The organism is Candidatus Saccharimonas aalborgensis, assembly GCF_000392435.1.
In the GTDB taxonomy this organism is placed as follows: domain Bacteria; phylum Patescibacteriota; class Saccharimonadia; order Saccharimonadales; family Saccharimonadaceae; genus Saccharimonas; species Saccharimonas aalborgensis.
The window spans coordinates 947301-971773 of record NC_021219.1 but is presented as its reverse complement, the minus strand read 5'-3'; the positions used below and the strand labels follow the sequence as shown (position 1 = coordinate 971773).

Sequence of the window (24473 nt, the reverse complement as noted above, 5' to 3'; positions counted from 1 at the left end):
GTCTTGGAAACGCAAGATTATGCAAACTAGAGTCGAGCAATACTGGAACTTTCTCTCTATAAGTGGTACACTTTTTTAGGACAAATAATATGCCGCGATAGCTCAGTTGGTAGAGCACGTCCATGGTAAGGACGGGGTCCTGGGTTCAAATCCCAGTCGTGGCTCCAGATTGAATTTCCCACATATTAAGAAACGGGTTAGCGCGTATGAAGCCAAAATTAAAACAAGAAGACTACTTCTTTCCGTTTGAGTGGAACGAAAAGGCCATCTGGAAGATAGATGCTCCTGTCACAGACATTGAACTATCGCAAATTGAATGGCTGTTGGACGTTGATTGGTTTGGCACTGATGAGCATCCGCTAACGCCAAACGAAGTCATGGCTAATCCCGAGCTCGACCCCGACCATTTCAAAAGAATAGAAACTGCTGATCTGTCATACCCAATCGACCTGGGGCTAAACCCACGCGTCAATAAGCTAGTACCATTTGATGGACTTCACAGGATGTGCAAAGCAAAACTACTCGGCATGGAGAAAATTCACTGCAGAATGATACCAATTGAAAAAGCAATGCGGAGTGACAACACAAACGGTTGCTCACGATTGTCGGCAGACTAAAGTAGTTGCTGCTTAAACCATCGCATATGATATTATCGTGGTATAGGTATTTGGAGTTGCAAATGTATGCAGGAATAAGGCGGATCAATGGCGAACTATAGTTTTGATATCGAATCCACGTACGATAAAGCCGAGATGAACAATGTCGAGCAACTTGTCATGAGAGAGATTTCTAGTCGATATGATTTTAAGGGTACACCAGCTGCCGTGGAGTGGCTGACTGACAAAAAGGGCTTCAAGGTCATAGGAAGCAACGAGTGGCAGCTCGAGACGATCATTGATATGATCGGTAAACAGCTTGCCAAGCGCGTAATGACCAGCAAAGTCCTCGACCTCAGCGGCAAGGTAACTGAAGCAAACTTACGAGCTTGGAAAGATGTACTGTTTCGCGATGGGCTGAGCCAAGATGATGCCAAAAAGATCACAAAATTGCTCAAAGACTCTCACCCAAAAGTTAGGACGCAGATACAGGGGCCGGCGGTACGCTGTACGAGTGCAAGCAAAGATGAATTGCAAGCTGTCATGTCAACACTCCGCGCAGCCGACTTTGATTTTCCCTTAGTATTTACAAATTACCGGTGAACAGGGCTACTATGCAACTCCAAATTGGCGTCAAAGTTATTATAACCGACGAATCTGGCAATACGCTGGTTCTTCAACGCGCAAAAAGCGATCAGCATGATATTGCCGAGACATGGGATATTCCTGGGGGCCGGATCAACGTGGACGAATCGCTCGAGACAGCGCTCAAAAGAGAGTTACACGAGAAATTGGAGTAGTACCAGACGAAATACCATTGCTAATCGCCGCGCAGGATATTTTCGTTACCAAGAGAGATATCCATGTTGTTCGTCTCACGTATCGGCTTACCACCGCACGGTTCGTTCTAACTCTGAGTGAAGAACATTCTGCATTTCAGTGGGTGAGCCCCCGCGATCTCACAAAACTAAACCTCGACAATATCACGCGTCAGGCAGTTTTTTCTGCTAGCGACATACCTCTCTAGTTGCTTTTTTCTCTGTTGAGTGCTAAAATTGGTAGTTGAATTGTAATAGCAGTTTCTATAAGAGGATTTTATGGCAAAGAAAACGAATACCAAGCGAAAGATCATTGCTCTCGTCAGCGACCTGACGGGTCATCGCACGTATGTGACACGCAAAAATACCCAAAATACTCCCGATAAACTAACGCTCAAGAAATACGACCCAAAGGCCCGCAAGCACGCCACCTACGTCGAGACAAAGAAATCTCTGGGTCGAAACGAAGTCAAGCCGCGTAAGGGCTAGGAGATTCATCGAGACGCGGCGCAAGTGCCGTGTCGAGCGTGTCCGCAAGCCATAATGCGTTTGATATAAGTTTTTCCAGCACTTCTTCTGAGGGGTGCTGGCTTTCGATATAGAGGTAGAGGCAGTTATCTTCGATTTCTATACTCGCACTTCGAAAGTGCGATGCGATAACGCCCGCAACACCCGGCACGATAATTTGTTCGATTTCCAGCGCATGTGAAGCCATGCCGTAGACCGTATAATTTGACGTAAAATCATGCGGGTAAGTTCCGAACGTACCGATTTGCAGGGGAATCAGCTGCTCAAATGATGCTTCGAATGCTGACCGACGAGACCCATGTCCGATATAAAAGTGAGGAAGCTCATAACGGGTATGGAGGTCAACTGTAGCGATGAGCCAATGGCAGCGCTCATACGTCTGTGAGTGTTTGGCGCGAATAGTATCGTTGCGAGCCACCAAGACAACATCGTAGCCACGAATTGACCCTACACAGTAGTGATTGTCGGCATGAGTAGAAGAAACAGTGTGCCCTCGCACCAGTCGATGATCATCATCACGTTGATCTACATAACCAAAATAGACAAGTCCAACTTTCTCGGCAAACCGCCGTAGCGTAGATCGGGTAATACGTGAACGAACGACATGTCTCGGCGTCATGTGACGTAGTAGTTGCTTGGTTCGGAGCGAAAGTCGTTTGCTGAGCTTCATACGACCGCCTCGGGAATGGTATCGAGGAGAGTCGACAGATACTCAGCCTGACTCCATGTTAGGGGGGCAATCGATACTTCTCTGTGTGTGAGAGGGTCGAGTTGTTCCGTCATCACGCCTGTTGCCCACGCCGAATCGCGTACCCAGTTGAGTACATTCATCGCTTCGTCGGGTAAACTTGTCTCGAGGTAATATTGGGCCATCCACAATGAGGTAACGAACCAAAGATTTCCTGGTGTCTCCGCATGGGCACGACGATAGTTATCGTTTTGATATCGAGGAACACCTGGGTGGGCTTGATCAAGACCAAAGACGCGCTGGATTGTTTTGGCCGATTGACTTACTTCATCGCTATCAACGGCGAATAGCCCAAACATAAATGACCCAAAAAAGCTCGATAGATCAATTGTCTCATTGTATACAACCTCATCGGCTTCGTTGACTATAAGACCCTTTCGAAACACTCCAACGTCAGCATTGTACAAATGCTTCACCGCAGCCAAGCGGATATCATCAGCCGCCGCCCTCCAGGCGACAACACTATCCGCATCATCACGCTTCTCAGCCAAATCGGCGGCTGCCTGAAGTGCCGCATAAACCACGGCCGTCGTATATGTCGAAGTGATAAATGTTTCCTCCCACAGATCATAGGTCGGCTTTGGAAGCCCAGTCCGAGTATCGATATATGATGCCAAAAAATTTGCCATTGGCAAAATCATTGGTTCATAAAACTCTTTGAGCAGATTCTCATCTTCATGAAGGTGATAATATTGGCTAAATACAAACAGCGTCAGCGCAGTCTCATCCTCCTGAATTGGGGGCGCAACCACGCCATGTTCATGGACATAGGGATGCCAACTACTCCCCAGTGCACCGTCGGCACGATACTTATGCATCAGATAGCCACCAGAGCTCAGCCCACGGCGGCAAAACTCAAAGAAACGGTAAGCCTCGTCTTTATAACCCATTCGGATTAGTGGCCAGAGTGCGTAGGCCCCATCGCGCGGCCAACAATACCCATAGGCATCTCGCCAATAGTTGAGCATGGCCGTGTCGGTACTGGCGATAACTGCTCCGCGTTTATCGATATGAGACTTAACGAGCATCACTGATTTAATGAACATGTCGCGATGCGCAGCATCAATTTTTTCGGCGGTAGCCTTGGCTGGTTTGAGCCATTCATGCCACCATTTGTTGGTGCGATCAAGCCGTGCGTTGATGCCTTGTTTTGCCACTTGACGATGGATATAAAGGGCTTCTCTCGTAGACGAACCGCATGCGATCCAATAGTGCACACGTAGCGAACTATGTGGTTGCAGGTCAAGCTTAAATCGTATCGTTGAGTCAACTCGACCGTGCTCAACTGGGCACATGCTAAGTTCACCGTCGTCAGCATCACGAAACGTACCTTCTCTGCCTTCGATATCAAATAGCCCGATACTGTACTGATCAAAGACGGCATGATTGTCGTCCTGGGCCGAAACAATAAATGCACGGCGTCCGCGATAATGCAATATCGCATCGGCATCCGGCAAATATTGAGCGGTGTCAGTATTGCTGCGTGAGTCACCTATCACAAACGCTTGATGAAAAAACAGTCGAAGATCACGTACAGTTTCACGCATATTGATAATGTGTACGTTTCGCATAAATACACTCATCTCAGCATCAACGGTATCATCAAACTCAAGTATGATACCTAACGTGTGGTTTCGCGCCACGATGTGTCCTATAAGTGCCTGGTGAGGATAGCTATAGTCAAACTCCCACGTATCGTCATCGAGCCATGAGATCGTGCCATCCGCCCATATGCCGACATGGTGGCGAAGCGAGCGTCCTGCAGCATGGTTTTCTAACCCAACATACGGGTAATAGAAGTCATGGACAAGCGCGTACTTATTGATACCAACATGGAGTTCACCATTACTCAGTACAATTGGTCTCGCCATCCGTCTCTTCCACCTTTAGCTCTTCTGCGGTCTGACTCAGCCGTGCCTGCACATCATGAAGGGCATTCATATAATACATGAAGGCATCATAGGGTGATTCATACGGACTGAAGTAGGCGTGCACATCGCCATCTTTGAAATATTTTGTACACATATAATACGGGTTGTCACTCGTCTGCAATTTACGCCAATCGCCGATGAGTTCGAGGTTGTCGCTAGCAAGCACCTTTGGACCAAGTTCATAGACAAATTTCATCGCTTCTTGCTGCATTTGATTGCCAAGCCACGCCGTCAGATCACGCTCTGTATCTGCCCATGTTATGGTTTCGGGGCAATCGACAACATCCACTGCCTCAAACGCCTCAGCAGCTTCGCTTACTGTCATAAATGTATGATCGTGTTTTGCTAACCATTGTTTTGGCAACTCCTCCATAAACTCAAAAATGCCACTATCCGCCCACTGATGCTCACCAAATGTCTCATAATCCATAAATAGATTGATGAGCGGCTCTCGCCACGACACGTTTACCCAGTCCATATACTTATCGACTGTCAGCGGAAACTCATTCCACTCGCGGTTACTAAATCGAAAGGCGATATCATCACTTAGCTTGTAATTCTTTGTCAGCAGTCTAATAGTCTGGGTGCCGGTCGGGCGATAAACAAAGTTTGGACTACGCCAACCCAACACCGGATCCCATCCTTCGCTCAAAATTACTTTGTATCCAGCATTGTCTGCCCATGCTGCAAGATCATTATTGTAGGCAAGCTCTGTATTTCGGAACGCAGTTGGTGTCACTCCAAACACTTCCTCAATTTTCTGTCGATGCATGTCAACTTGACGCTGAAACTCATCACGGTCGTAGAAAAAAGCCAGACTATGATAATAGGTTTCGGCAACAATTTCGACACGGCCTGTTGCAACCAGACGCTGGAAACTTTCCAAAACCTCAGGAGCATACCGTTCAAACTGTTCGATGATAGTACCGGTAATAGAGATAGATAAACGAAACTCCGGATATGTTTCGATCATCCGCATAAGGTATTCGTTCGTCGGGATATACGATTTCTCAGCAACTTTCAGCAAGATATCGCGGTTGCTGGTTCGCGACCCGTCGGGAGCATCAAAATAATTATGATCAGTACCTGCGTCAAAGATACTATAGGGACGAATACGAAACGGTTGATGTACGTGCATGTAGAGCACAATCGCTCGTTGACTCATGATGGTTGTCCTTTCCTGAGGTTGATGACATGGTGATACTGTCTCTTAATTGTGCTTGAAACAGGGGCCCATGTATGACGCGTGATCTCCTCCTGCGCATTTTTGAGCAGGGTATCATGGAGCGATTGGTGGGTGAGAACAGCTATTATCTGATCGGCCATGCGGTGAGTATCCCAATAATCAGCCTTGAGCACATTGACAAGCGCTTCGCTGATACCAGACTGTCGCGACACAAGCGCGGGAGTACCGTAGGAGATTGCTTCATAGGGGACCATACCGAGAGGCTCAGAGACAGAAGGCATGACATACAAGTCTGAGACGCGAAATGCATCGCGCCATGCTTTGCCGATTCCTTCAACTCGTCCCGTGAAAATAACGTTTTTTGCGATGCCAAGATCACTGGCTATCTGTTGCAGCTCCGGTATCTGTTCGCCGCCACCAACAAAAAGAAAGAGCGTTTTGGGGTTTCGATCGATTACTTGGCGTGCCGTTTGAAGCAAAAACACCAGACCTTTTTGGACAGTCATCCGCCCTGCATTTACCACAACCTTATAGCCCTCATCGCGCATCGCCTGGATGTACTGATAGGTCTCACGTGACTCATTGATGAGCTTGGGCGATATCTCCATGACATTACGCGCGACCGTAATCTTTTCGGCAGGAATATCATACTGATCGATGAGGGTTTGCTTGGTGCGTTCGCTAACGGCAAAGACATGGTCCGCCATGTGTAACCCGATATATTCAATTTCACGTACCAGTGGGTTACCCTCTTTACCGCCAGCACGATCGTACTCGGTAGCATGAATATGCACAAAGAGGGGGAGCCCGCTCTGGCGCTTTGCCTCGATACCCGCACGAAGCGTCAACCAGTCGTGAACGTGAATAACATCAAATCGTCCAAAATCGACAGCGTGACCGATGTTTTGCGCAAAGGCGTTGACCTGCTCATACAGTGTCCGTATCTGGCTCGATCCGTCCTTTCGAATCACCTCAAACTTCGTCGAATCGTAGGTACCGCCGCTTTTCATCAAGGTTTCCGCATCTTGATCTATTGCCGCCGTCACCTTCATGTGCGTGATAGCCGAAAAATCAGCCCTAAAAGGCAGAACAAATTCGATATCAGCACCATCAGCGACCATTTGTTTGGTAAGTTGGTCACAGACGACACCCATACCTCCGACATAGTGAGGTGGAAGCTCCCACCCTAGCATCAGTATGTTCATGTTTATAGATTAGACGGCCTGCCTAACGTACCCCTCTCGTGTTGATTAGAAGTATTCATAACCAGTATACGCTGTGCGTCGTATCTTTTGCAACAGATTGTACAAAAAATATGACTTAATTTTTAAGCATTCTTGAATCTGTGGAAATCTCAGCTAGTGAGGTTGGGGCTTTTCTGTTACAATATGTGTTCGTAGAGGGGAGTGGCTCAATGGTAGAGTAGCGGTCTCCAAAACCGTTGGTTGCAGGTTCGAGTCCTGTCTCCCCTGCCAAATTTTTTGCTTGTATTTACCACACCGGACTAACGCACCGACCGACGGCTCGCAACGTAGTAGTGACTTGCACCAACCAGGCTTCCAAGTCCAAGACTGCTCCCGAACGTATCGATGATACCGGTATGAGGAAGTTCGACGGTGGGTGGAGTTACGGGGGGAGTAGGCTGAGGCTTAGGCACACAGTCATTGAGCGTTTTTGAGTAAAGCTGAGCGTCAAATTGACTTTTCTTGATAGTAACGACTGTCTTGTCGCTCAGACGACAGACCTTGAGGTCTTCACATTGCGACACGTCTTTTGTCATGTGATCACCATTAAAGTCTTTTTCATTAATCCGAACAATCGTGTGTGAACGCAAATCGCACACGTCAATCATGCGAACTGTCTCGACCGTCGCATCGTCACAATCATCCGGATTGCCGCCAGGTACAGTCGGCGTTTCAACACAAGCAATGTTCTTGATGACACCAGCCTTGTACGCGGCGATCTTTGCCGCAATGGTGAAACTGAGTGACTCGCCAACAGCGAGTGTAGGTAGCGTGTTGCGCCATGTGCCGCCCGTTATCTCACCACTACTGGCTGAAATAAAGGCAACCCCCGCCGGCGCCGTATCAGTCACAACAACATCTTTGAGCGGCACATTGCCGGTATTTTTTACTGAAATCTCATACTCATAGATACTACCAACAAGGACCGTCTGATGCTCGGCATTGTTGACCATCTTTGTGATCGAAACACCGGGCTTATCCTCGACACATTGCGGGCTGTTCTTTGGCAAATTCTCTTTGCCCGGAATAGGGCAGGGTTCTTGATCGACAACGACAGATTTGGTACACCCATCGCTCGATGTATTGCCCATACTCGTGAGAGCAATCGCTTGAAGCTTATAGGTTCCGGGATTAGGAATGGTCATTGTCACGGTGCTTGTCGACTGTCCATCGGGACCTGCTACTCCCACCACTGGCTTGCTAACTGAGTCAAATGCATAATAGTGAATCGCCTTAATGGTAGCACCCCCAGTTGCGTGTGCTTTGCCGGTCAAACGATATTGTGTACGGCTGATCTTTTCAACAGTGAGCGTGTCACAGGCGACGGTCGGTACTTCGACAGGCGTTGCGATAAGCGCATTGCCACATGAGTACATAACCGCGGCGACAAACTTGCCATTAGCATCGAACCAAATATGAACGGCGATCGCGTCAACTCCGGCAGCGTAATTTGTGCCAGTATAGCGCTCATAATAGGTGCGACCGTCGATGCCAACCGCCCAACTACCGGTATTGTACTGCCGGCCCACGCTGATGGCTTTTTTTGCGACAACTTTGCCGTTGTAGTAGACGTCGCCGGCTTTTGTAACATAGCCTTGTTTTTGAGACTTTGCGTTGATCATCGTCGCGCTGATACCATAATGGCTATACAGAGCAGGCAAATCACCGGTTTTATTTTGAGCATATTTTGTGGCTAGCTCATCAGGCGTAATAGCACCACAATAGATAATCGAATTGTTGTCACAGTCTCTCGCACTTGGGTTGAGCGCTAGGGCATTATCACCCTCAAGATGTCCGAGTACAACGAGCGACAACAACGCTACGATGCCTCCAATAATAACTGCTCTTGCTAGTTTCATACACGCCTCCTCACTATCATGTACAGATATCACTACCATTTTCTCACTTTCTTTGAGTACAGTCAACTTTATATAATAACTATATCGCTCATGCTTACACCTGAGAGAAATCTGCTATACTAAATCGTATGAGATCATTACATCTTACCGATCCTCATGCGATCATGATGGTAGGGCTTCCTGGGAGTGGAAAAAGCTTTTTTGCCAAACAGTTTGCTGAGACGTTTCATATGCCGTGTATCGATAGTCGCGCCTTTGCTTCTTTTACCAAAGACACGCCATCCTTACAGGCAATCACTGCAATCGTTGCCAACGAAATCGTCAAAACTGGTCAGAGTTTTGTGTATGAGGGATTCACCGATTCGAGGACTGTCCGCACCGAGTTTTGCAAATGGGTGCGAAAGCATGGCTACAAGCCTGTCATCGTATGGGTGCAGGTTGACAGCGAAACAGCCCAAGATCGTACTCTCAAGGCATACGATATGACGCCAGGTGACTACGACGAAATTGCTCGAAAGTTTAGCCCGCCGCATCCGTCTGAAACACCTGTTGTCATCAGTGGTAAACACACCTACGCGACGCAAGTCAAAGCCGTGCTTAGTCGATTGACAAAAGAACGTGCTTCAAGGGTCATCGCTGTTCGCGACGAACCCGTACCCGCATCTATTAGCCAGAAGCGGTAGCTACTTTTTATGGCGCTACTTCATGATAAAGAGTTTGGTGACATCACCGTGACCCGTGCGTCCCGCATGCGTAGTGTCCGTATTCACGTTGATACCTCAGGCAAGCTCTCGATCAAAGCACCCCTCATGACGCCGCTCGTCTACCTAAGAGGCGTTGTGGCATCATCACGCGGCGACTTACGCGAACTTCTAGCTAAGCAACCAAAAAAAATAACCTACCAAGATGGCACGATTATTGGAAAAACTCACACTATCGCTGTTATCAAAACAGGGATGGTTGATCACCCGAAGGTAAAAATCGAGCGCAAGAAGCTGCTCGTCTATTTACCCCCTGGTCATACACTCGAATCGAGAGCCGTTCAGCAGTTAATTCGCGACTCAGTCATAATAGTGTTGCGCAAAGAAGCAAAATCATATCTAAATAATCGCTTGTCAACCCTCGGGGAACAGCTTGGGCTCAGCTATGAGCGGATTCGCTTCTCACATGCAGGTACTCGGTGGGGAAGCTGTAGCTCGACGGGCACAATAAGCCTCAATATCGGCCTGATGAAACTAAAAGACGAGCTCATCGACTATGTCATCATCCACGAACTCTGCCATACGAGACACATGAACCACTCAAAGGCATTTTGGCAGCTTGTCGGCCAGTACGATCCGCACTACAAATTGCATCGACGACAGATTGCCCGCGAAACGCCCTCAGTATAAGCTTTTCATTTGTCTCGCTTATGGATATACTAGAGAATGATGAGCGAGGGTGGCCTGCCAAATGTCAACGCGCGTACCGAGCAACTGATCCGATTTGCTGGGTTTCTGGTGCCTGTTATTTTGATGTTTTATGGGCTGCTTCTCATGATGGGCGCCGTCAAAAACGAGCATCCGTTTAATCTCACAGCATTTGCGTATATCTCTGTTGGCTGGGCTATATTGAGTGTGTACCAGTTTCTCGTCCCAGCAAAAACACGGCTTGATACTGCCGTGCGGCTTGTGCTGTACCATGCGCTCTCAGTTGCCTATATCCTGTTTGTCTCAGGACTTGATATGCCATTTATGGCAACCTGGGTAGTACTTCTCCTTGCATCATTTACCTTTTGGGGCAGAGATGGGCTCAACCTGAGCATCCTGGCGCTTTTTGCCACCATGCTCGCCGATATTTTACTGACTATGGACCAGGCCGAGTACATAGCGCGTGATATCATGTACTTTCTCGGTACACTTCTGGTCGGCTACGTTGCAGCGACAATTATGTCGATCCAACGTGTAGACCGAGACGAATTAGCGCGTAGTCAATCCGAGGAATCTCACCAACGTGATCGTATCATGACCCTCGTCAATAACCTTGCCGATGGTATATTGAGCACCGACAATCACGGTGTTATCCAGGTATTCAACGCCGCGACACTCAATTTACTCGACACTAATACAAGTCTTAACGGCAAGCATATTGATGATGTAATCCGCTTGCTCGACAAGGACAACAAACGCTTCAAGTTTTCGAGTGCATTTCGATCTGCACGCGGAGTCATATCCAGAGATGACCTCAGTGCCACCATATCAGAGGAAACACTCCATCTATCAGTTATTTTCTCGCCTATCAGAGGAACTGATAGTGACGATGAAACCGACGGCTATATTGTTATTCTGCGCGACATAACAAAACAAAAAAGTCTCGAGGAAGAGCGAGACGAGTTTATCTCGGTAGTGAGCCATGAGCTACGTACGCCCATCACCATTGCTGAGGGTACTCTGAGCAATGTTCAGCTCATGATGACCAGGGAGGACATTCCAAAAGCCACGCTCGCAACCAATGTCACTATCGCCCACGATCAGGTACTCTTTCTCGCAAAAATGGTCAATGACCTCAGTACCCTCAGCCGTGCCGAACGTGGTGTCGCGGATGCACCTGAGTCTATCAATGTGAGCGATCTCATCCACGATCTCTACAATGAATACGCGCCTCAAGCCGAGACAAAAGGCCTCAAGTTTAATCTTGACCTTGATCCTGGCCTTGGTGAAGTGGTAGCCAGCCGTCTCTACCTCAAGGAGCTGTTGCAAAACTTTGTTACCAATGCAATCAAATACACCAAAGAGGGCAGTGTGCTTGTATCGGTCAAGGCAGCCGATACTACACTCAAGTTTTCCGTCCAGGACACTGGCATTGGCATGAGCAAATCAGACCAAAAGCATGTGTTCGAGAAGTTCTGGCGAAGTGAAGATTACCGTACTAGGGAGACGGGTGGTACCGGTCTCGGTTTGTACGTCGCGAGAAAACTAGCCAAGAAACTTGGGGTTACTATAGAGATGACCTCACGACTCAACCATGGGTCGACATTTGGGTTTAGCATGTCACGTCGCTAGGACGATGACCGTTTACTTATCTCAATGGCCTCAAGATACTGGGCTATAAGGGTCTGGGTGATACGCATATACCGTTCGATACCTGGGGCATCTTCTGTGTAGAGTGGTCGATAATGTACTCGATCACGATGATACACGTCACGGCGCCGGTCTGCTGGATCTGGTATATACGTGCCGCTCTCATCGTATAATGAACGAGTTCCATTGATCTCTCGATAGGTAACACCACCATTTGGTAACCTCTCTCTTTCATCTTCTGACCACTCCGCAGAGTAAATGTCTGGCTCCGAAGCAAAAAACTGCGGCTCATGGGGGTCGCCATGAGCAAGCGTTTCGTAAAGGTATCCGTCAGTAGGGAGCAATACGTGCAGCATACTGTCGTGTGGCCTACCGTACGCATCAAGCTGCTTCGGCTGGGTAAATCGACAGCCGAGAACCATCCCAAAATCAGAGCCAGCTTGTGATGCAGAAAAATGATATGGTACTTCTTCGCCATCCCTATTGATCACTACACTCTCCCGAGTTACATCGCACCCCGCCTGCTCATAAAGAACGCGTACGGCCTCTTCAAGCCCAAGCATTGCCAGCGCGAGACGGCGATTCGGCGTATCTTTTGTTTCTACCATTGTGCGCCACACGTTGCATTTCTCGAGCATTACTTTCTCGTCGTCGGTCAACGGACGCTGAAGGAGTTCGTCGGTCTCAAGACGTAAAAATGCACGCAACCGAGCAATCGCCTTGTCGCGCTGCTCAAAATCAATTCCATTTGCTAGTGTCTCGTGGGTTTTCTTTGTCATGCGGCTAGTGTACATCACAAAATCCAGGACATGCAACCATAAGAACCATCTGTTTATTATTGACAAAGTTCTCGAGGTGACATATACTACTCTTGACAGTCTGCCAGAAAGCAGACTTATTTAATTGGGAGAGCAGGAAATCTATCGTGGCGACACCAGCAAAATCATCAACACCCAAGATCACGCGCATTACAGCAAATGATAGTGGTTCAAAAAAATCAAAAAAACCAGTAGCGCCCAAAAGGACACGGAAGGTAGTGAGTGACGATGGCGACAAGCTAGTACGACGTACTCGCAATCCATTTTTCGCTATCTGGCGGTACCTAAAGGGTTCATGGTATGAGCTCCGTCAAGTTCGCTGGCCAGACCGGCGCACCACCTGGGCCATGACGGGCGCGCTGCTGCTCTTTACTGCGTTTTTTGTCGTCGTTATTTTGCTACTCGACGCAGGTTTTCAATATTTGTTTAACATTATTTTGAGGAAATAACATGGCACACAAGAATCGATATGATGGTACTCGTCAATGGTACGCAATCCACACCTATAGCGGCTACGAAGAAAAAGTCGCCGATGCAATCAAACAGCGTATTCAGGCTGTCGATATGGCAGACAAGATCTTTGACGCTATGGTGCCAAAGGAAAAGCAGATTCAGATCAAAAACGGCAAACGAAAAGTCGTTGAGGCCAAGATATTCCAAGGCTATGTACTCGTCGAGATGAAACTAACCGATGAGACATGGTACATTGTCCGTAATACACCTGGCGTGACTGGGTTTGTCGGTAGTGGTACTGAGCCAACGCCTGTTTCAGACGCAGAGATCTCAAAGATCAAAAAACGTATGGGTGTCGAAGACCCCAAGCATCAGATCGACTTCCAGCCGGGAGAAGTGGTCAACATCACCGATGGACCATTCAAGGGCTTTGATGGCGCGGTAAGTGAAATCGACACCGCCAAGGGTAAGCTCAAGGTCATGGTCAGCATGTTTGGCCGCGACACGCCCGTCGAGCTCGATGCACTCCAGGTCAAAAAAGTCTAACACAAGTATCAAGATATCAGTACACCGCCTGATTGTAAGGCGGTGTACTTCATATCGTTACCACTTTATTTACCCAAGCAATAGCCTCCGTGAAACTCAGTCCACGGAGGCATCTTGCAGGCTCCTCTCTTCGATTATCTGACACGAACCACACTAGACTTTAGGAGTGAGAACCGTTCTCGAGACCATTCATCCGACGATAGATGGCGCTGTGCGAGAGTAACTCTTTGTGAATCCCACTGGCAGCCATCTGCCCCTTGTCCATCACCACGATGCGATCGGCATCGCGAATAGTGCTAAGACGATGGGCGATGATGAACACCGTGCACACTCGTTGCTGTATCAGCCCGTCGATAGTGGCCTGGACTTCTGCCTGACTCATTGCATCGAGCGCCGAGGTTGCTTCGTCCAAAATCAAGATCGCTGGCTTCATCAGCAACGCGCGTGCAATCGCGAGTCGCTGGCGTTGACCACCCGAAAGTGTCAAACCATCTTCACCGATCCGACTGTCGTATCCGTGATCTGTCGCCATGATGAACTCATGCGCACCGGCAGCCTTCGCCGACTCGATGACTTCGTCCATCGTCGCATCAGGCCGAGCAATACGAATATTGTCTGCGATGGTGCGATCAAATAGCTCGATCGTCTGGCTCACGACAGCAATCAACTCATGACGATAGCGCCGATAGTCGATATCACGTAGGTCGATACCATCGACGGTAATGCTGCCGACACAGGGGTCGTACTCACGTGCGAGCAAACGCATCAGCGTCGATTTGCCACTGCCACTCTCGCCAACAAAAGCCAGCGAGGTGTGTGCAGGAACGCGCAGATCGAACTGTGAGATAGTCGATTCTCTCGAATCACCTGGATAGGCAAACCACACATTTCGGAAACTGACGGTTCCGCGTACACGGCGCGGCCAGCGTGGCTGATCAGTGTTGGTGACACTCGGCTTGAGCGCCAAAAACGCGACTAGCTCTCTGAGTGCCTCTTGTCCGCGTCCAAGCAATCGCTGGAAGTCACTCAGACGCCAGTAATTGCTATAGGCACGCTCCATCCATGTCGTTGCCAGGATCAGCGAACCGATGGCTTCACTGCTGCCTGAACGTAGAGCAACAAGGCCCAGCACAAGGTAGAGTGACGCTCGACTCACTATCAAGATATCGTCCTGACGCGAGATACAACGAGCCCAGGTCTGGTGACGAGGGTACTCATCGTGCCAAAAGTCGCGCAGCAGTACTTCGTTGCGATCACTGAAGTGTTCCTCGAGACCAAGCGTTCGAATTGTCCGCCAGTTGCGCGTCAATTCACTGCCATTGTCCTCGACTTGCTTCATGCGTGTCTGAAACTCTTCGCGGTGAGGGTGCATGGTTCGCTCTGTCCGTGTCAGGACATAGCCATAAAGCACCATCGTCACGATAGCCACGAGACCAAATTGCCAGCCAAGCACAAACATAAACGCCGTCGTCAGACTGATACGCAGCAGTACTGGGATCGTATTGAACAGCGCTTCATCAAACAGTTCTTGGAACCGTCCAATATTTTTGCCGATCAACGAATCTTTCTCACCAGTACTGTGAGCTGTGTGCCAGTCGGTACTCTGGCGGAGCAGTCGACGATTGCCATAGCCCCACCAAACGCGCCATGAGCCCCAAAACACATCATTACGATGCAGGCCCATACGATTGGCGACAAGCTGATTTACTTTATAAAGAACAGCGAAACTGAGTGCGACAAGCGCGATGTTTCGAGGGCTCTCCGGTCCCGGGCGAACCAGTTCATTCGTAAAAAACATCACTGGTACGGACTGAAGGACTTGGAGCAGCTCGCTGAGAACCTCCCAGGCAAACGTACGTCGAATCGCACGTGCTACCACGGGTAGTTCAGGAGCAACGGTCGGATCTTGACGCATTTCCGCCAAAATCGCTTTTAGGTCTGCGATAAGCATACCTCCTCCTATCTGTTTTGTTGTTTTGTTCATTGTCAGGGTGATTGCCTGCCAAATTCGGCTGCCAAAAAAACGCCAGCGCTCAAAGGGCAGGGAACCACGGGGGTTTTGGAGCTACTATCAATTTCGAAAACGTGATAGGCCTCTATAGTGATAGCAGGCGAAGTACATTTGCGAGATTGAGATTACCTCACAAATGATGACTTACTTGCCCGCTGACATAAATGTAATAATTAACATCCGACTTAAATCCTTTCCATTAACGTTATTGTCATTACACCTTGCAGTTTTGTTGAGGTGCAAGCTGACATGCGGTGAGTCAACTTTTTGGTGTGATGTTGCGTTCATCTCGCGTAGCTATATGAGTATCAGGAAAACCCACCAAGAGTCTGCCAGTGACGATTCATTCGTGCCTTTGACTTTTTATTATCGGCATACGTCAATGAACGTCTTGACTGAAAGCCAAGAAACAGGGGCGGGGGTCGCCTGATTGCTCAAATTAAACTACACGTGTTGATTTGCAAGATGTAACGCTGGATCCATGCTAGCACACTTTTGCCATTTTGTCAAGTGGCTGTGGATAAATAAGCCTATTTATGGTATCGTGGAGCAAAAGGAGTTCCACCATGACGGTTGCAGAAATGCCCCCTCCAGCCGATAAACCAGAGGAGCCGATAACTCGTAAAGAGCCGGTCAATATTACGTCGGGTCCGCTTGCGGGAATCCATGAAGCTATCGCTGGTCTTGAGGATCCGATAGACCTTCCTATCACTGATGAGGAAGTGTCTCGGTATGCGCAGTATTTGGCAGAACTTGATGAGGCGAGGGCTACCATTTGCGAAGTAGTGTGTGACCGATTTGCCTATCCGGATATGCAGCACATCGATGAACTCGAAAGACGTGCCATTGCTATGAAAAAGCAATACCACATCGCCCTTTCGAAACTAATTGCTGAAGTCGTATTGCAATCTGAGGGTACCGAAACCTTGCTCCAGGAGCTCACAACAATTCTCTACAGTAATCTCTCGGATATCAATGAGTATTTTGCGGCGCTTTCGGACAAATACGACTCGACCGAGTTGATCACAAAAGAAAAAATCGAATCATTTGTCGAAGATTTGCTCGACACCTATCTGCATGAATCGACGCCGAGGAGTGCCTCAGCAATTGTTGACGTGCTTGTTGAAGGCCAAATGGCTGAACTCAATGAACTTTTTGAACAGATTTTTGATTGTGCTCCAGATCTAGAGGACGCAGAGGGTGAGATAGCTGCTGAACTACGACGTGAGCGAGCAAAAGATGCCTTGATCGGTCTCGGGAAAGCAGCTGGACAAGCCATTACTATTGCGGTCGGGATAGCGGCAGGGTCAATTATTGCTGACCGCGTTAAACGCCGCTAGCTTGCAAAATATCCTTTTTTAGGATATAGTTTGTATTATGATTTGGTCAGCAGACACCAATAATCCGGAGCGGGCGAACCGTCACGAACAGTACTTACGGGCAGAGCGACCCGATCTCGTCCAGGCGATCGGCGATATCTACACTGCCGTTGATCCTGTGGTGCGCTCTCTCGGGCAATGCGCTGCATTTGACGGTGTTGTGCTATTTATGCGTGACCGCTGGTATAGTGACTCAGCTGCGACGATTACCGCCATCAATGCACCCGCGATCGATGATACACGACTTGACTTCCAGCGAACCAATATCAACGGTCGACGCGTCGACCTCGTCGCCTCTCGGGTCGGTGAGACATTTCGTACTGGTCGATCTGAGTTTGCGCCGAGTCTCATGAACCCAGAACAACATATCGTTTTTGGCATGCCACTCGCGCTAGAACGTGAGGGTGAGGCTGTCTTTCAATTTGCTTTTTCGCCTGAGCATGGCAAGCTTCCGAGCGAGCTACAGCTTCGCCAGTTGTGGCAGCAGTACCACCAAGCAATTCAGGCATCCACTACGCGACTCGATACCCTCGGGCAGGGTTACTACTCGCTCGCCGACAAGCTCTTGCTAGACGTACCCACCACACCAAATGCCTACATATTGATGTGGGATATGAGCCATTCCACCGAAGCAGCGGCAAAAGATTATCCGCTATTGCGCGATTTTCTCGATCAAATTCGCGCCGTCTTTGACGAAGAAGTCGCGCGTGTCGGTGGACAAAGTATGGAACTCGGCAATGGTGATGGCCAAAAGTTTCGCATCGAGTTGCCATACCCCGAAATTGATCGCAATGATCTATCGGCGATAGGGCAGTATGGCGGTAGCGTCGTTGTACCTCTCCTCCAGCGTCTCATCGCACGCTACGACCAGCTAGCGGCAAAAACACATGGCATCGCGGGACCTGTTCGGATTGCTGCTGAACTTGGCTGCTTCGAAAACACCACCCTCGGGCAGAGCAGTCCCTCATTTTGGCCGATGGACAAAGCGCTCGAAGCACTTCCGCGTGATCGCAGTTGCCTCGTATTGGGACAAACCGCCGAACGAGCCATTGCTCAGTCACGCTTGCAAAAATAACCCCGATCAGGTATAATTCATCTGTTACGCACTAAATATTTGCTTCACATTATATTTAGTAATCAAGGAAAGTTAATCAAACTATGGCAAAACAAGTTATCGGTAACTTGAAGCTCCGCATCCCCGCAGGTCGCGCCACCGCTGGTCCTCCAGTCGGAAGCACGCTCGGTCAGTGGGGCCTCAACATGATGGATTTTATCAATCCATTCAACGAAGCAACCAAAGATATGATGGGCAAGGACGTCATCGTTCACATTCAGGTGTTCGAAGATCGCACCTTTGCGTGGAAAAGTCTCGGTCAACCCGTTGACGACATGATTCGCGAAAAGATCGGCATCAAAAAAGGCAGCGGCAAACCGCACACCGAGAAAGTCGGCAAAATCTCTCGTAAACAACTCGAGGAAATCGCTGAAACCAAGATGAAACAGCTCAATGCCATCGACATGGATGGTGCGGTCAAGGTCATCGCTGGTACCGCCCGCAGTATGGGCGTCGAAGTCACCGACTAATCAGTTCGTTTTCAAAAAAAGGACTACCTCTCTATACCAGAGAGGTAGTTCTGATATTAGGCATGATGAGACCCCGCAGCGCATCCGGGGTCTCATCATGAGCTTGTGAATGCAGTGCGGGGTTTGCTTACCCCTTGGTGGATTCCTCTCTGTTAAGCCACGAGCAGATCTGCCGCGCGATTCTGGGATCGAGAGTCCAGAACGTGTGGTCCTCGAGCGACCACCAGGCGACGACGCGGCCATTGTACGATCCGCTGTCGACTGCGTTGACACCGTGGAGGTGCTGCCTATCGAGGAACGCGTGTCCGAACCGGGTCGGGACCTTGGTCCGGTGGATGACCTCCGTCGGATCACGGAACCAGTGGTCAAAGTCGTCCACGAGCCCTCTCAGGGGCTGAATAGGGCAGACAAAGAACACGGTCCGGCTGACATCAGCAACGCTGATAACAGCCCCCATGGTAATAAACTCACCGGGGTGCTCAATGCGCAGGCTGGCCAGCTCTTGCTCGAGTCGGCCACCCTGGAACTCCGTGGCGGCCATCGGGGTGGCCGACAGTGTGTACATGAAGTTCCATGACCCTGGGTTGTCTGGATTGAAGCAGATTTCCTGGACGAGCCAGAAGTCGTGCCCATTCGGAGCCTCGAAACGTCCCATAAGGAGTCCTCTTATTCTACTCGGGGTTAGGTATAGGTATAGTATACTTTTATTTGTATTTTGTCAATCAAAAGAGACTTTGAGACCCAGATAAAGAAAGACTCGGGTGCTGGGACACCCGAGTTGCTCTTTCTTGTTTCCTCCTCAGGTCGTGCGCCGACGTGGGCGCATGAGCTCACAAATGACGATTGCATCCCAGGCAGCAACGAGCAGCCAGGTCCACCACGGCCAGTAAATCAGCGCGTAAATGGTCAATGCCACCGTCGCGAGGTAGGATGCCAGACCATCAAGCCGGTCACAGGCCCCACCGTGGGAGCCAAAGAACCGACTCAGGTCCTTGATTTCTACCTCGCGCTTGAGGCGGCTCTCAAAGAGGTCGCCCAGGACCACCACGATCGGGCCTCCCAGCATGAGCGGGTAAGCGAACCACGAGATTCCCAGCCCGCAGAATGTCACCAGCACCCACGCGGCAACGAACCCGCTGAGCGCGCCACCGACAAGTCCACTCACCACACCTACCCATGTCTTGTTGGGCGAGTCAGGAGAGAATTGCTTCGGAGCAGCGCGACCCTGACGAATGGCACGCTTCTTGGCCAACATGCCACCCACCTGGGCCCACACATCGGTAAAGACGGCGTTGATCAACAACACGAGAAGGAATTGCCATGAAGAGTAGAGCCACAGTATCGATACCGCCAGCCCCGTCGTCATGACGACAAACAGCGGCAGGATCCGGTTTGATGCACCGGGACACTGGGGTCGATCCATCAGGAGCCGCGCCCGCCATGGTAGCCTGTCCCAGAGCTTGTTGTGCCAAGATGAGACGTTGGCCAGCTCCAGCACGAGAAGGAGCCAGACAGCCGGGATCACTACCCAGCGCGTAATCGCCCACGGGAAGAGGGAGATCACGACGGCGCCGAGCAGGAACCCCTCGGCCGCCTTCTTGCGGAAGCCGCTGAGCTTTGGCTTCTGCGTCTTGTTCATGAGATTTCACCTCAATCCGTGAGAGAAGGAATAAATTGTAGAAGAGCTGGACAAATTATACCATATTTTTCATAAAATGCTATATCTGAAGCCGGCGATTAGTGAGAACTCTAGATTTCTCACGATCATCTAGCGTATAGTGAACATATCGGGGTGTGGCGCAGTTTGGTAGCGCGCACCGTTCGGGACGGTGAGGTCGCCGGTTCAAATCCAGTCACCCCGACCAATTATTGTTTGACGTAGTACTTCTAATCTGATATAGTTACTGATGCTCGCTACGGAACGGTCCGTAGCACCAAACGAAGGGAGTCCCCTTGACAACCATGCCCTCACGCAAGTCCGTGCAGGCAGCAGCAGGAGAGGTGGCCCTCGCGGTCAACCACCTCGGTACCGCGAAGAGCCAAGCCGATTCGGCGCAGGAGCGCCTCAGCAACGTCTTCGCTGCCTTCCTGGAGGTGACCGCGACTGTTCGGCAGAGCGTGGATGACCTCGAAGCAGAGGTCCTATCGGCGGTCGAGCAGGCGACGCACGCAACCCCAGAGGAGCGCCAGACGCTCCTGTCCAGGGTCGCAGCGCGAGTTACGACGTTCATCGAGAGCGTCAACGAGCCGCTCGTTGTCTCGAATACGGCCGACGCCGGCTGAGACGAGCATGTGGTCGGTGTAGTTCTCCCAAGTGGGGAACTGCGCCGACCACGCATCATAATCAGAAATATTTGCTTTACATTTTGTTATATTCTATAGTATCTTTAGCCGTCTCTTCCTGAGACGGAGCAACCACCCCATCGACTCGTCCTGAAAGGGGATGATGTCCGTGCAGGTCATGATCAACGAAAAGCAGCGACAAGCACTGACTACTGCAGCCCACTCCATGTCACCGACGCTTGACCGCATCGCCCAGGCGCGCGATACGCAGCGTGACGCGCCCATCATCAACTACTTCACCAATCTGCATGCAGAGATGACGCGAGTGCGTGATCTGCTGCGAGCCTGTGCCTACCGCATCAAGGTCGGCACCCTCCCTGCGGCAGGAAGTGCCATCGTCGACGAGATCGTCGCACAGCTCACCGTGATGAGCACCGAGCTGTGTCTGCGTGCTCACGATGAGATGGACGCAGTCACTGCTCTTCGGAGCGTCACCCTGTCCATTCAGGCCTACCTGGACTACATCCAGGCGGTCCGAAAGGCGATCGGCATCATGGAAACCCGGCTGAAAATGATGTAGTCCCGCGTGGTTGTTTTCGCGCAGGAGGGGAGGTACTTTAACTCCCTTCCTGCGCACACCGCCCACCAAAAGCGGTATACTAAGAACAATGCCAACAAAGAAGAAATCTGCTGCCTCTCAACGTATCCCTCGACTGCCCATAGCGCTCGTACTGTTCACCGCACTTCTGCTCGGTGGACTTTTTTGTATCGATCTGTGGCAGCGAGCCCAAGATACACAGCGACATGCAGCTCAGCAGCGAGACTTTGCGCTCATCGATGCAAATATACGGACGCTCTTGCAGCAAAAACTTGACAAAGCCCAATCGCGTGAGAGACAAGCGGCAACCCAACTCCAACAGTTCGTCGCACATGATCCGGTGCCGACCGAAACTCCCTGTGATATCTCATCACCAGCGACGCTCACAGTGGTAGTAAACAAAAAGCACTGTATAGAGCCACAGTCCTGGACACCACAAAACCTTACACTTGTCGAAGGGTTCTTCGTTCGCCAAGAGATGGCTGGGCAACTTACGTCACTTCTTTCTACTATCAGGTCAACTGGCGCAACTATCTCGCTTACCAGTGCGTTTCGTTCCTATGACAACCAGATAGCGACCTACAATGAAGGTGTTAATATCACCGGAACTACGGCCTTGGCCGATAGTACACGCGCGCGCCCTGGCTATAGCGAGCACCAAACGGGGCTGGCGATAGATGTCAAGGCGGGAAATTGCGCGCTGGAGTGTTTTGCCAGCACCCCAGCGTATACCTGGCTGCAAGCTCACGCTGCTGAGTATGGGTTCATTGAACGGTATCAACAGGGCATGACCCCAATCACTGGCTATTCACCCGAACCGTGGCATTGGCGATATGTTGGCCGCACCGTTGCTCTTGATATGAAAGCCAAAAACCTCAAAACACTCGAGGCATATTACGACATCACGGGCGGCGATTATTCCTAAGTATTTTCACGATCTGTTTTCACCACAAAACCCATAAATTACTAGTGTTGACGACGCACCTAATCGCCGCGCTATACTATATATAGGTTATGGTCGTACTCGTTCTTAGCTAAGAGCGTTTCCACAGCCAAACCGTCTATCGCACCAGGCTCATCCACGCGGGTGAACCTCCACAAACTCACGACTTCAGGCAAACGATTGTACCGCTACAAAGTGGGGCGGACAAAAGGCCTTGTCGTTCATACTCCACCACTTATCAAACACTAATCCATAGGAGAGTATGCTATGAAATCAATTAACAGTCCTGTTTCTATCACCGCTGTAGGGTTTGGGCCCGGTATGAGCACCTACCCGACGCGCATGGAATGGCGAGGTCGCACCTATTGTTTTATCGATAGAGGTATCCGCACCACCATCCGTCGCGGTGAACGTATCTGGAGTACAGTCACCATGAGTGACGGCAGCCAAAACTTTTGTCTGCGAGCTCAGGGAAGTGGTTGGACGCTTCTCAGCGTGTGCTAGCTCGAGATAGTGAGGACGAAAAAGCCCCCGATAGATTTCGGAGGCGTTTTTCGTATGAACCTAAATCTCAAAACCCTCCCCCGACAGACAGTTGGCCCTGATGGGCCAAGGCCCGCCAAGGCGAAGGCTAATCAGTTTGCGGCGGGCCGGTTGTCTGGAGTGGGGAGGGGGTGAGAGTCGGGTGTAGTATTTACAATATAATTCTTTTGTTCTACAATATATTTTGTCAGTTTTTCCGAGCAGAGAGATGAGGAACACTTCATGAGCAAGCACACCAAGGTCATCGTCGGTGTCAGCATGGGCGCCGCCGTGGCGGCTGGCACCGCCATCCTGCTGCGTCAGCGCTACTCCCGCTTCTCTCGCCAGAGAGAGACCGCAATCTTGCGCAACATCCGTCTGCTGGAGCAGACGTGGGGTAACGCCGAAGGCCTCGCGGACGACAACGCCGCGAGGTGAGCAACAGCTCACTTCACCACTGACCCCTACCCGTCGAAGGACGAAGAAGCCCGCCGAACCATCGGCTCGCTCCGTCTCTCGACGGGTTTCTTCGTTATAGTGATTTTATATACCCCATCATACGAGAAGACCCCTCGTCCGAGTGTACGGACGAGGGGTGAGTGGAAGGAAGTGATGATGCGCGTCCCGGGAAGGACGTTACTCCTTCCAGTCGGCCTTCTCGATGGCCCTGACCAGCCAGGGGGCCGGCTTGGCCACCCTGAACTGCACCACCGCCACGTTCTCCACCTCCGAGAAGGTGGTGAACGTCACCAACGGTCCCTGGTCGCACTTGGAGCGGTCCCAGGCGGTGTAGCCACCCTTGTAGGACCCACCCCAGTTGATGGGGGTCTGCGGGCCCTCGGTGGCACTCGGGCACTTGGCCGTCAGCTCCTCGCTGTAGTCCCGCCAACGGAAGTCGGCGGAAAAGGCGATGGTCATGATCTGCTCGCCGGCCGGGGTGTGGTAGGTCGTACGGACCTCACCCCACTTGCCGGTCTGGCTACCGACCATCGTCGTACCAGCGGGGAAGTTGATGGTGTAACGGTTAAACACCCGCGACACCACCGGAGCGGTGCTGGTGGTCCGTACGGCGGCGGATGTCGTCGGGGCAACCGTCGTCTGCGACGTCGTCGCGGTGACGGTGGTCGGCGAGGTACTCACTGGGGCAGTCGAGGACGTCACCGGAATGGTGGTCTCGCTGGTCGGGGCCACAGTCTGGGTGACCGTGGCCGAGCCGAGCGGTGGCTTCTGGGTGCTAGCCCCGCGGAGGGGCTGGAACAACACCCAAAAAACGCCAAGCACGACGAGGCCCAGGACGAGTCCCAGGGCCGCGTAGCGGCCAACAACGCGACGAGACGTGTTCATCAGGTTTTCCTTCCGTGATAGAG

27 protein-coding genes and 3 tRNA genes are annotated in these 24473 nt (G+C 50.6%); 20 read left to right on the top strand and 10 right to left on the bottom strand.

Annotation, left to right across the window (positions count from 1 at the left end):
- Positions 1-91 precede the first annotated feature (91 nt).
- The 5 genes from L336_RS05040 (at position 92) to rpmG (ending at position 1903) form a co-directional block, all read left to right on the top strand.
- Positions 92-167, top strand: a tRNA-Thr gene (locus L336_RS05040).
- A 39-nt stretch (positions 168-206) separates the two neighbouring features.
- The gene (locus L336_RS05790; RefSeq protein ID WP_015642132.1) at positions 207-617 is read left to right on the top strand and encodes a hypothetical protein; all 411 of its coding nucleotides are present in this window, start codon (positions 207-209) and stop codon (positions 615-617) included.
- Positions 618-704: 87 nt separating this feature from the next.
- Positions 705-1199, top strand: a complete 495-nt coding sequence (locus L336_RS05030; RefSeq protein WP_015642131.1) for a YajQ family cyclic di-GMP-binding protein — start codon at positions 705-707, stop codon at positions 1197-1199.
- Between the two features lie 11 nt (positions 1200-1210).
- On the top strand, positions 1211-1396 hold the full coding sequence (locus tag L336_RS05025; RefSeq protein ID WP_015642130.1) for an NUDIX domain-containing protein: 186 nt from the start codon (positions 1211-1213) through the stop codon (positions 1394-1396).
- 297 nt (positions 1397-1693) lie between these two features.
- On the top strand, positions 1694-1903 hold the full coding sequence (gene rpmG / locus L336_RS05020; protein ID WP_015642128.1) for a 50S ribosomal protein L33: 210 nt from the start codon (positions 1694-1696) through the stop codon (positions 1901-1903).
- On the opposite strand, the gene L336_RS05015 is transcribed toward rpmG, so the two are convergent.
- Genes L336_RS05015 through L336_RS05000 form a run of 4 tightly spaced genes read right to left on the bottom strand, consistent with a single transcriptional unit; the run spans position 1884 to position 7012 of the window.
- Positions 1884-2612, bottom strand: coding sequence for a hypothetical protein (locus tag L336_RS05015; RefSeq protein WP_015642127.1), 729 nt, complete (start codon positions 2610-2612; stop codon positions 1884-1886). The genes rpmG and L336_RS05015 overlap by 20 nt on opposite strands.
- Positions 2609-4561: a glycoside hydrolase family 15 protein gene (locus tag L336_RS05010; protein WP_015642126.1), complete on the bottom strand. Its 1953-nt coding sequence runs from the start codon at positions 4559-4561 to the stop codon at positions 2609-2611. Before L336_RS05010 ends, L336_RS05015 begins: the two co-directional genes overlap by 4 nt.
- Positions 4536-5786, bottom strand: coding sequence for a glycoside hydrolase family 57 protein (locus L336_RS05005; protein WP_015642125.1), 1251 nt, complete (start codon positions 5784-5786; stop codon positions 4536-4538). The genes L336_RS05010 and L336_RS05005 overlap by 26 nt, the downstream gene beginning before the upstream one ends.
- Positions 5783-7012, bottom strand: coding sequence for a glycosyltransferase family 4 protein (locus L336_RS05000; RefSeq protein WP_015642124.1), 1230 nt, complete (start codon positions 7010-7012; stop codon positions 5783-5785). Before L336_RS05000 ends, L336_RS05005 begins: the two co-directional genes overlap by 4 nt.
- 195 nt (positions 7013-7207) lie before the next feature.
- On the opposite strand from L336_RS05000, the gene L336_RS04995 reads away from it, so the two are divergent.
- Positions 7208-7282, top strand: a tRNA-Trp gene (locus L336_RS04995).
- 29 nt (positions 7283-7311) lie between these two features.
- On the opposite strand, the gene L336_RS04990 is transcribed toward L336_RS04995, so the two are convergent.
- The gene (locus L336_RS04990; RefSeq protein ID WP_160142778.1) at positions 7312-8910 is read right to left on the bottom strand and encodes a DUF7507 domain-containing protein; all 1599 of its coding nucleotides are present in this window, start codon (positions 8908-8910) and stop codon (positions 7312-7314) included.
- Positions 8911-9038: 128 nt separating this feature from the next.
- Between L336_RS04990 and L336_RS04985 the strand changes: the two genes are divergently transcribed.
- The 3 genes from L336_RS04985 to L336_RS04975 are packed head-to-tail and all read left to right on the top strand — an operon-like array spanning position 9039 to position 11951.
- A complete protein-coding gene (locus tag L336_RS04985) occupies positions 9039-9593 on the top strand; it encodes an AAA family ATPase (protein WP_015642122.1) in 555 nt (184 codons plus the stop codon).
- A gap of 9 nt (positions 9594-9602) precedes the next feature.
- A complete protein-coding gene (locus tag L336_RS05785) occupies positions 9603-10301 on the top strand; it encodes a M48 family metallopeptidase (RefSeq protein ID WP_015642121.1) in 699 nt (232 codons plus the stop codon).
- 36 nt (positions 10302-10337) lie between these two features.
- The gene (locus tag L336_RS04975; protein ID WP_015642120.1) at positions 10338-11951 is read left to right on the top strand and encodes a sensor histidine kinase; all 1614 of its coding nucleotides are present in this window, start codon (positions 10338-10340) and stop codon (positions 11949-11951) included.
- Here L336_RS04975 and L336_RS04970 read toward each other — a convergent pair.
- Positions 11948-12748, bottom strand: a complete 801-nt coding sequence (locus L336_RS04970) for a hypothetical protein (RefSeq protein WP_041191412.1) — start codon at positions 12746-12748, stop codon at positions 11948-11950. The two genes, L336_RS04975 and L336_RS04970, sit on opposite strands and share 4 nt — an antisense overlap.
- A gap of 146 nt (positions 12749-12894) precedes the next feature.
- On the opposite strand from L336_RS04970, the gene secE reads away from it, so the two are divergent.
- Both secE and nusG read left to right on the top strand, forming a co-directional pair.
- The gene (secE, locus tag L336_RS05780) at positions 12895-13236 is read left to right on the top strand and encodes a preprotein translocase subunit SecE (protein ID WP_015642118.1); all 342 of its coding nucleotides are present in this window, start codon (positions 12895-12897) and stop codon (positions 13234-13236) included.
- A 1-nt stretch (position 13237) separates the two neighbouring features.
- A complete protein-coding gene (gene nusG, locus L336_RS04960; protein ID WP_015642117.1) occupies positions 13238-13786 on the top strand; it encodes a transcription termination/antitermination protein NusG in 549 nt (182 codons plus the stop codon).
- A gap of 160 nt (positions 13787-13946) precedes the next feature.
- On the opposite strand, the gene L336_RS05775 is transcribed toward nusG, so the two are convergent.
- Positions 13947-15770 carry an ABC transporter ATP-binding protein gene (locus tag L336_RS05775; protein WP_128569634.1) on the bottom strand — a complete coding sequence of 608 codons (1824 nt, stop codon included), beginning with the start codon at positions 15768-15770 and terminating at the stop codon, positions 13947-13949.
- A gap of 593 nt (positions 15771-16363) precedes the next feature.
- Between L336_RS05775 and L336_RS05770 the strand changes: the two genes are divergently transcribed.
- From L336_RS05770 to rplK, 3 genes are all read left to right on the top strand, one after another.
- The gene (locus L336_RS05770; protein WP_015642115.1) at positions 16364-17137 is read left to right on the top strand and encodes a hypothetical protein; all 774 of its coding nucleotides are present in this window, start codon (positions 16364-16366) and stop codon (positions 17135-17137) included.
- A gap of 37 nt (positions 17138-17174) precedes the next feature.
- The gene (locus L336_RS04945; RefSeq protein WP_015642114.1) at positions 17175-18251 is read left to right on the top strand and encodes a hypothetical protein; all 1077 of its coding nucleotides are present in this window, start codon (positions 17175-17177) and stop codon (positions 18249-18251) included.
- A gap of 83 nt (positions 18252-18334) precedes the next feature.
- Positions 18335-18760 carry a 50S ribosomal protein L11 gene (gene rplK / locus L336_RS04940; RefSeq protein ID WP_015642113.1) on the top strand — a complete coding sequence of 142 codons (426 nt, stop codon included), beginning with the start codon at positions 18335-18337 and terminating at the stop codon, positions 18758-18760.
- 127 nt (positions 18761-18887) lie between these two features.
- Here the strand turns inward: rplK and L336_RS04935 are convergent, their stop codons facing one another.
- Both L336_RS04935 and L336_RS05765 read right to left on the bottom strand, forming a co-directional pair.
- Positions 18888-19415, bottom strand: a complete 528-nt coding sequence (locus L336_RS04935) for a hypothetical protein (RefSeq protein WP_041191409.1) — start codon at positions 19413-19415, stop codon at positions 18888-18890.
- A gap of 144 nt (positions 19416-19559) precedes the next feature.
- The gene (locus L336_RS05765) at positions 19560-20399 is read right to left on the bottom strand and encodes a phosphatidate cytidylyltransferase (protein WP_015642111.1); all 840 of its coding nucleotides are present in this window, start codon (positions 20397-20399) and stop codon (positions 19560-19562) included.
- Between the two features lie 149 nt (positions 20400-20548).
- Between L336_RS05765 and L336_RS04925 the strand changes: the two genes are divergently transcribed.
- The 6 genes from L336_RS04925 (at position 20549) to L336_RS04900 (ending at position 23544) form a co-directional block, all read left to right on the top strand.
- A tRNA-Pro gene (locus L336_RS04925) sits at positions 20549-20625 on the top strand.
- Between the two features lie 97 nt (positions 20626-20722).
- Positions 20723-21043 carry a hypothetical protein gene (locus L336_RS04920; protein ID WP_015642110.1) on the top strand — a complete coding sequence of 107 codons (321 nt, stop codon included), beginning with the start codon at positions 20723-20725 and terminating at the stop codon, positions 21041-21043.
- A gap of 160 nt (positions 21044-21203) precedes the next feature.
- Entirely contained in the window at positions 21204-21623 is a 420-nt protein-coding gene (locus L336_RS04915; protein WP_015642109.1) for a hypothetical protein, read from the top strand.
- 88 nt (positions 21624-21711) lie between these two features.
- Entirely contained in the window at positions 21712-22566 is an 855-nt protein-coding gene (locus tag L336_RS05760) for a M15 family metallopeptidase (protein ID WP_015642108.1), read from the top strand.
- 285 nt (positions 22567-22851) lie between these two features.
- Positions 22852-23088 carry a hypothetical protein gene (locus L336_RS04905; protein WP_015642106.1) on the top strand — a complete coding sequence of 79 codons (237 nt, stop codon included), beginning with the start codon at positions 22852-22854 and terminating at the stop codon, positions 23086-23088.
- Between the two features lie 261 nt (positions 23089-23349).
- Positions 23350-23544 carry a hypothetical protein gene (locus L336_RS04900; protein ID WP_041191405.1) on the top strand — a complete coding sequence of 65 codons (195 nt, stop codon included), beginning with the start codon at positions 23350-23352 and terminating at the stop codon, positions 23542-23544.
- A 198-nt stretch (positions 23545-23742) separates the two neighbouring features.
- Here the strand turns inward: L336_RS04900 and L336_RS04895 are convergent, their stop codons facing one another.
- Positions 23743-24450: a hypothetical protein gene (locus tag L336_RS04895; protein WP_041191403.1), complete on the bottom strand. Its 708-nt coding sequence runs from the start codon at positions 24448-24450 to the stop codon at positions 23743-23745.
- Positions 24451-24473: the final 23 nt, after the last annotated feature.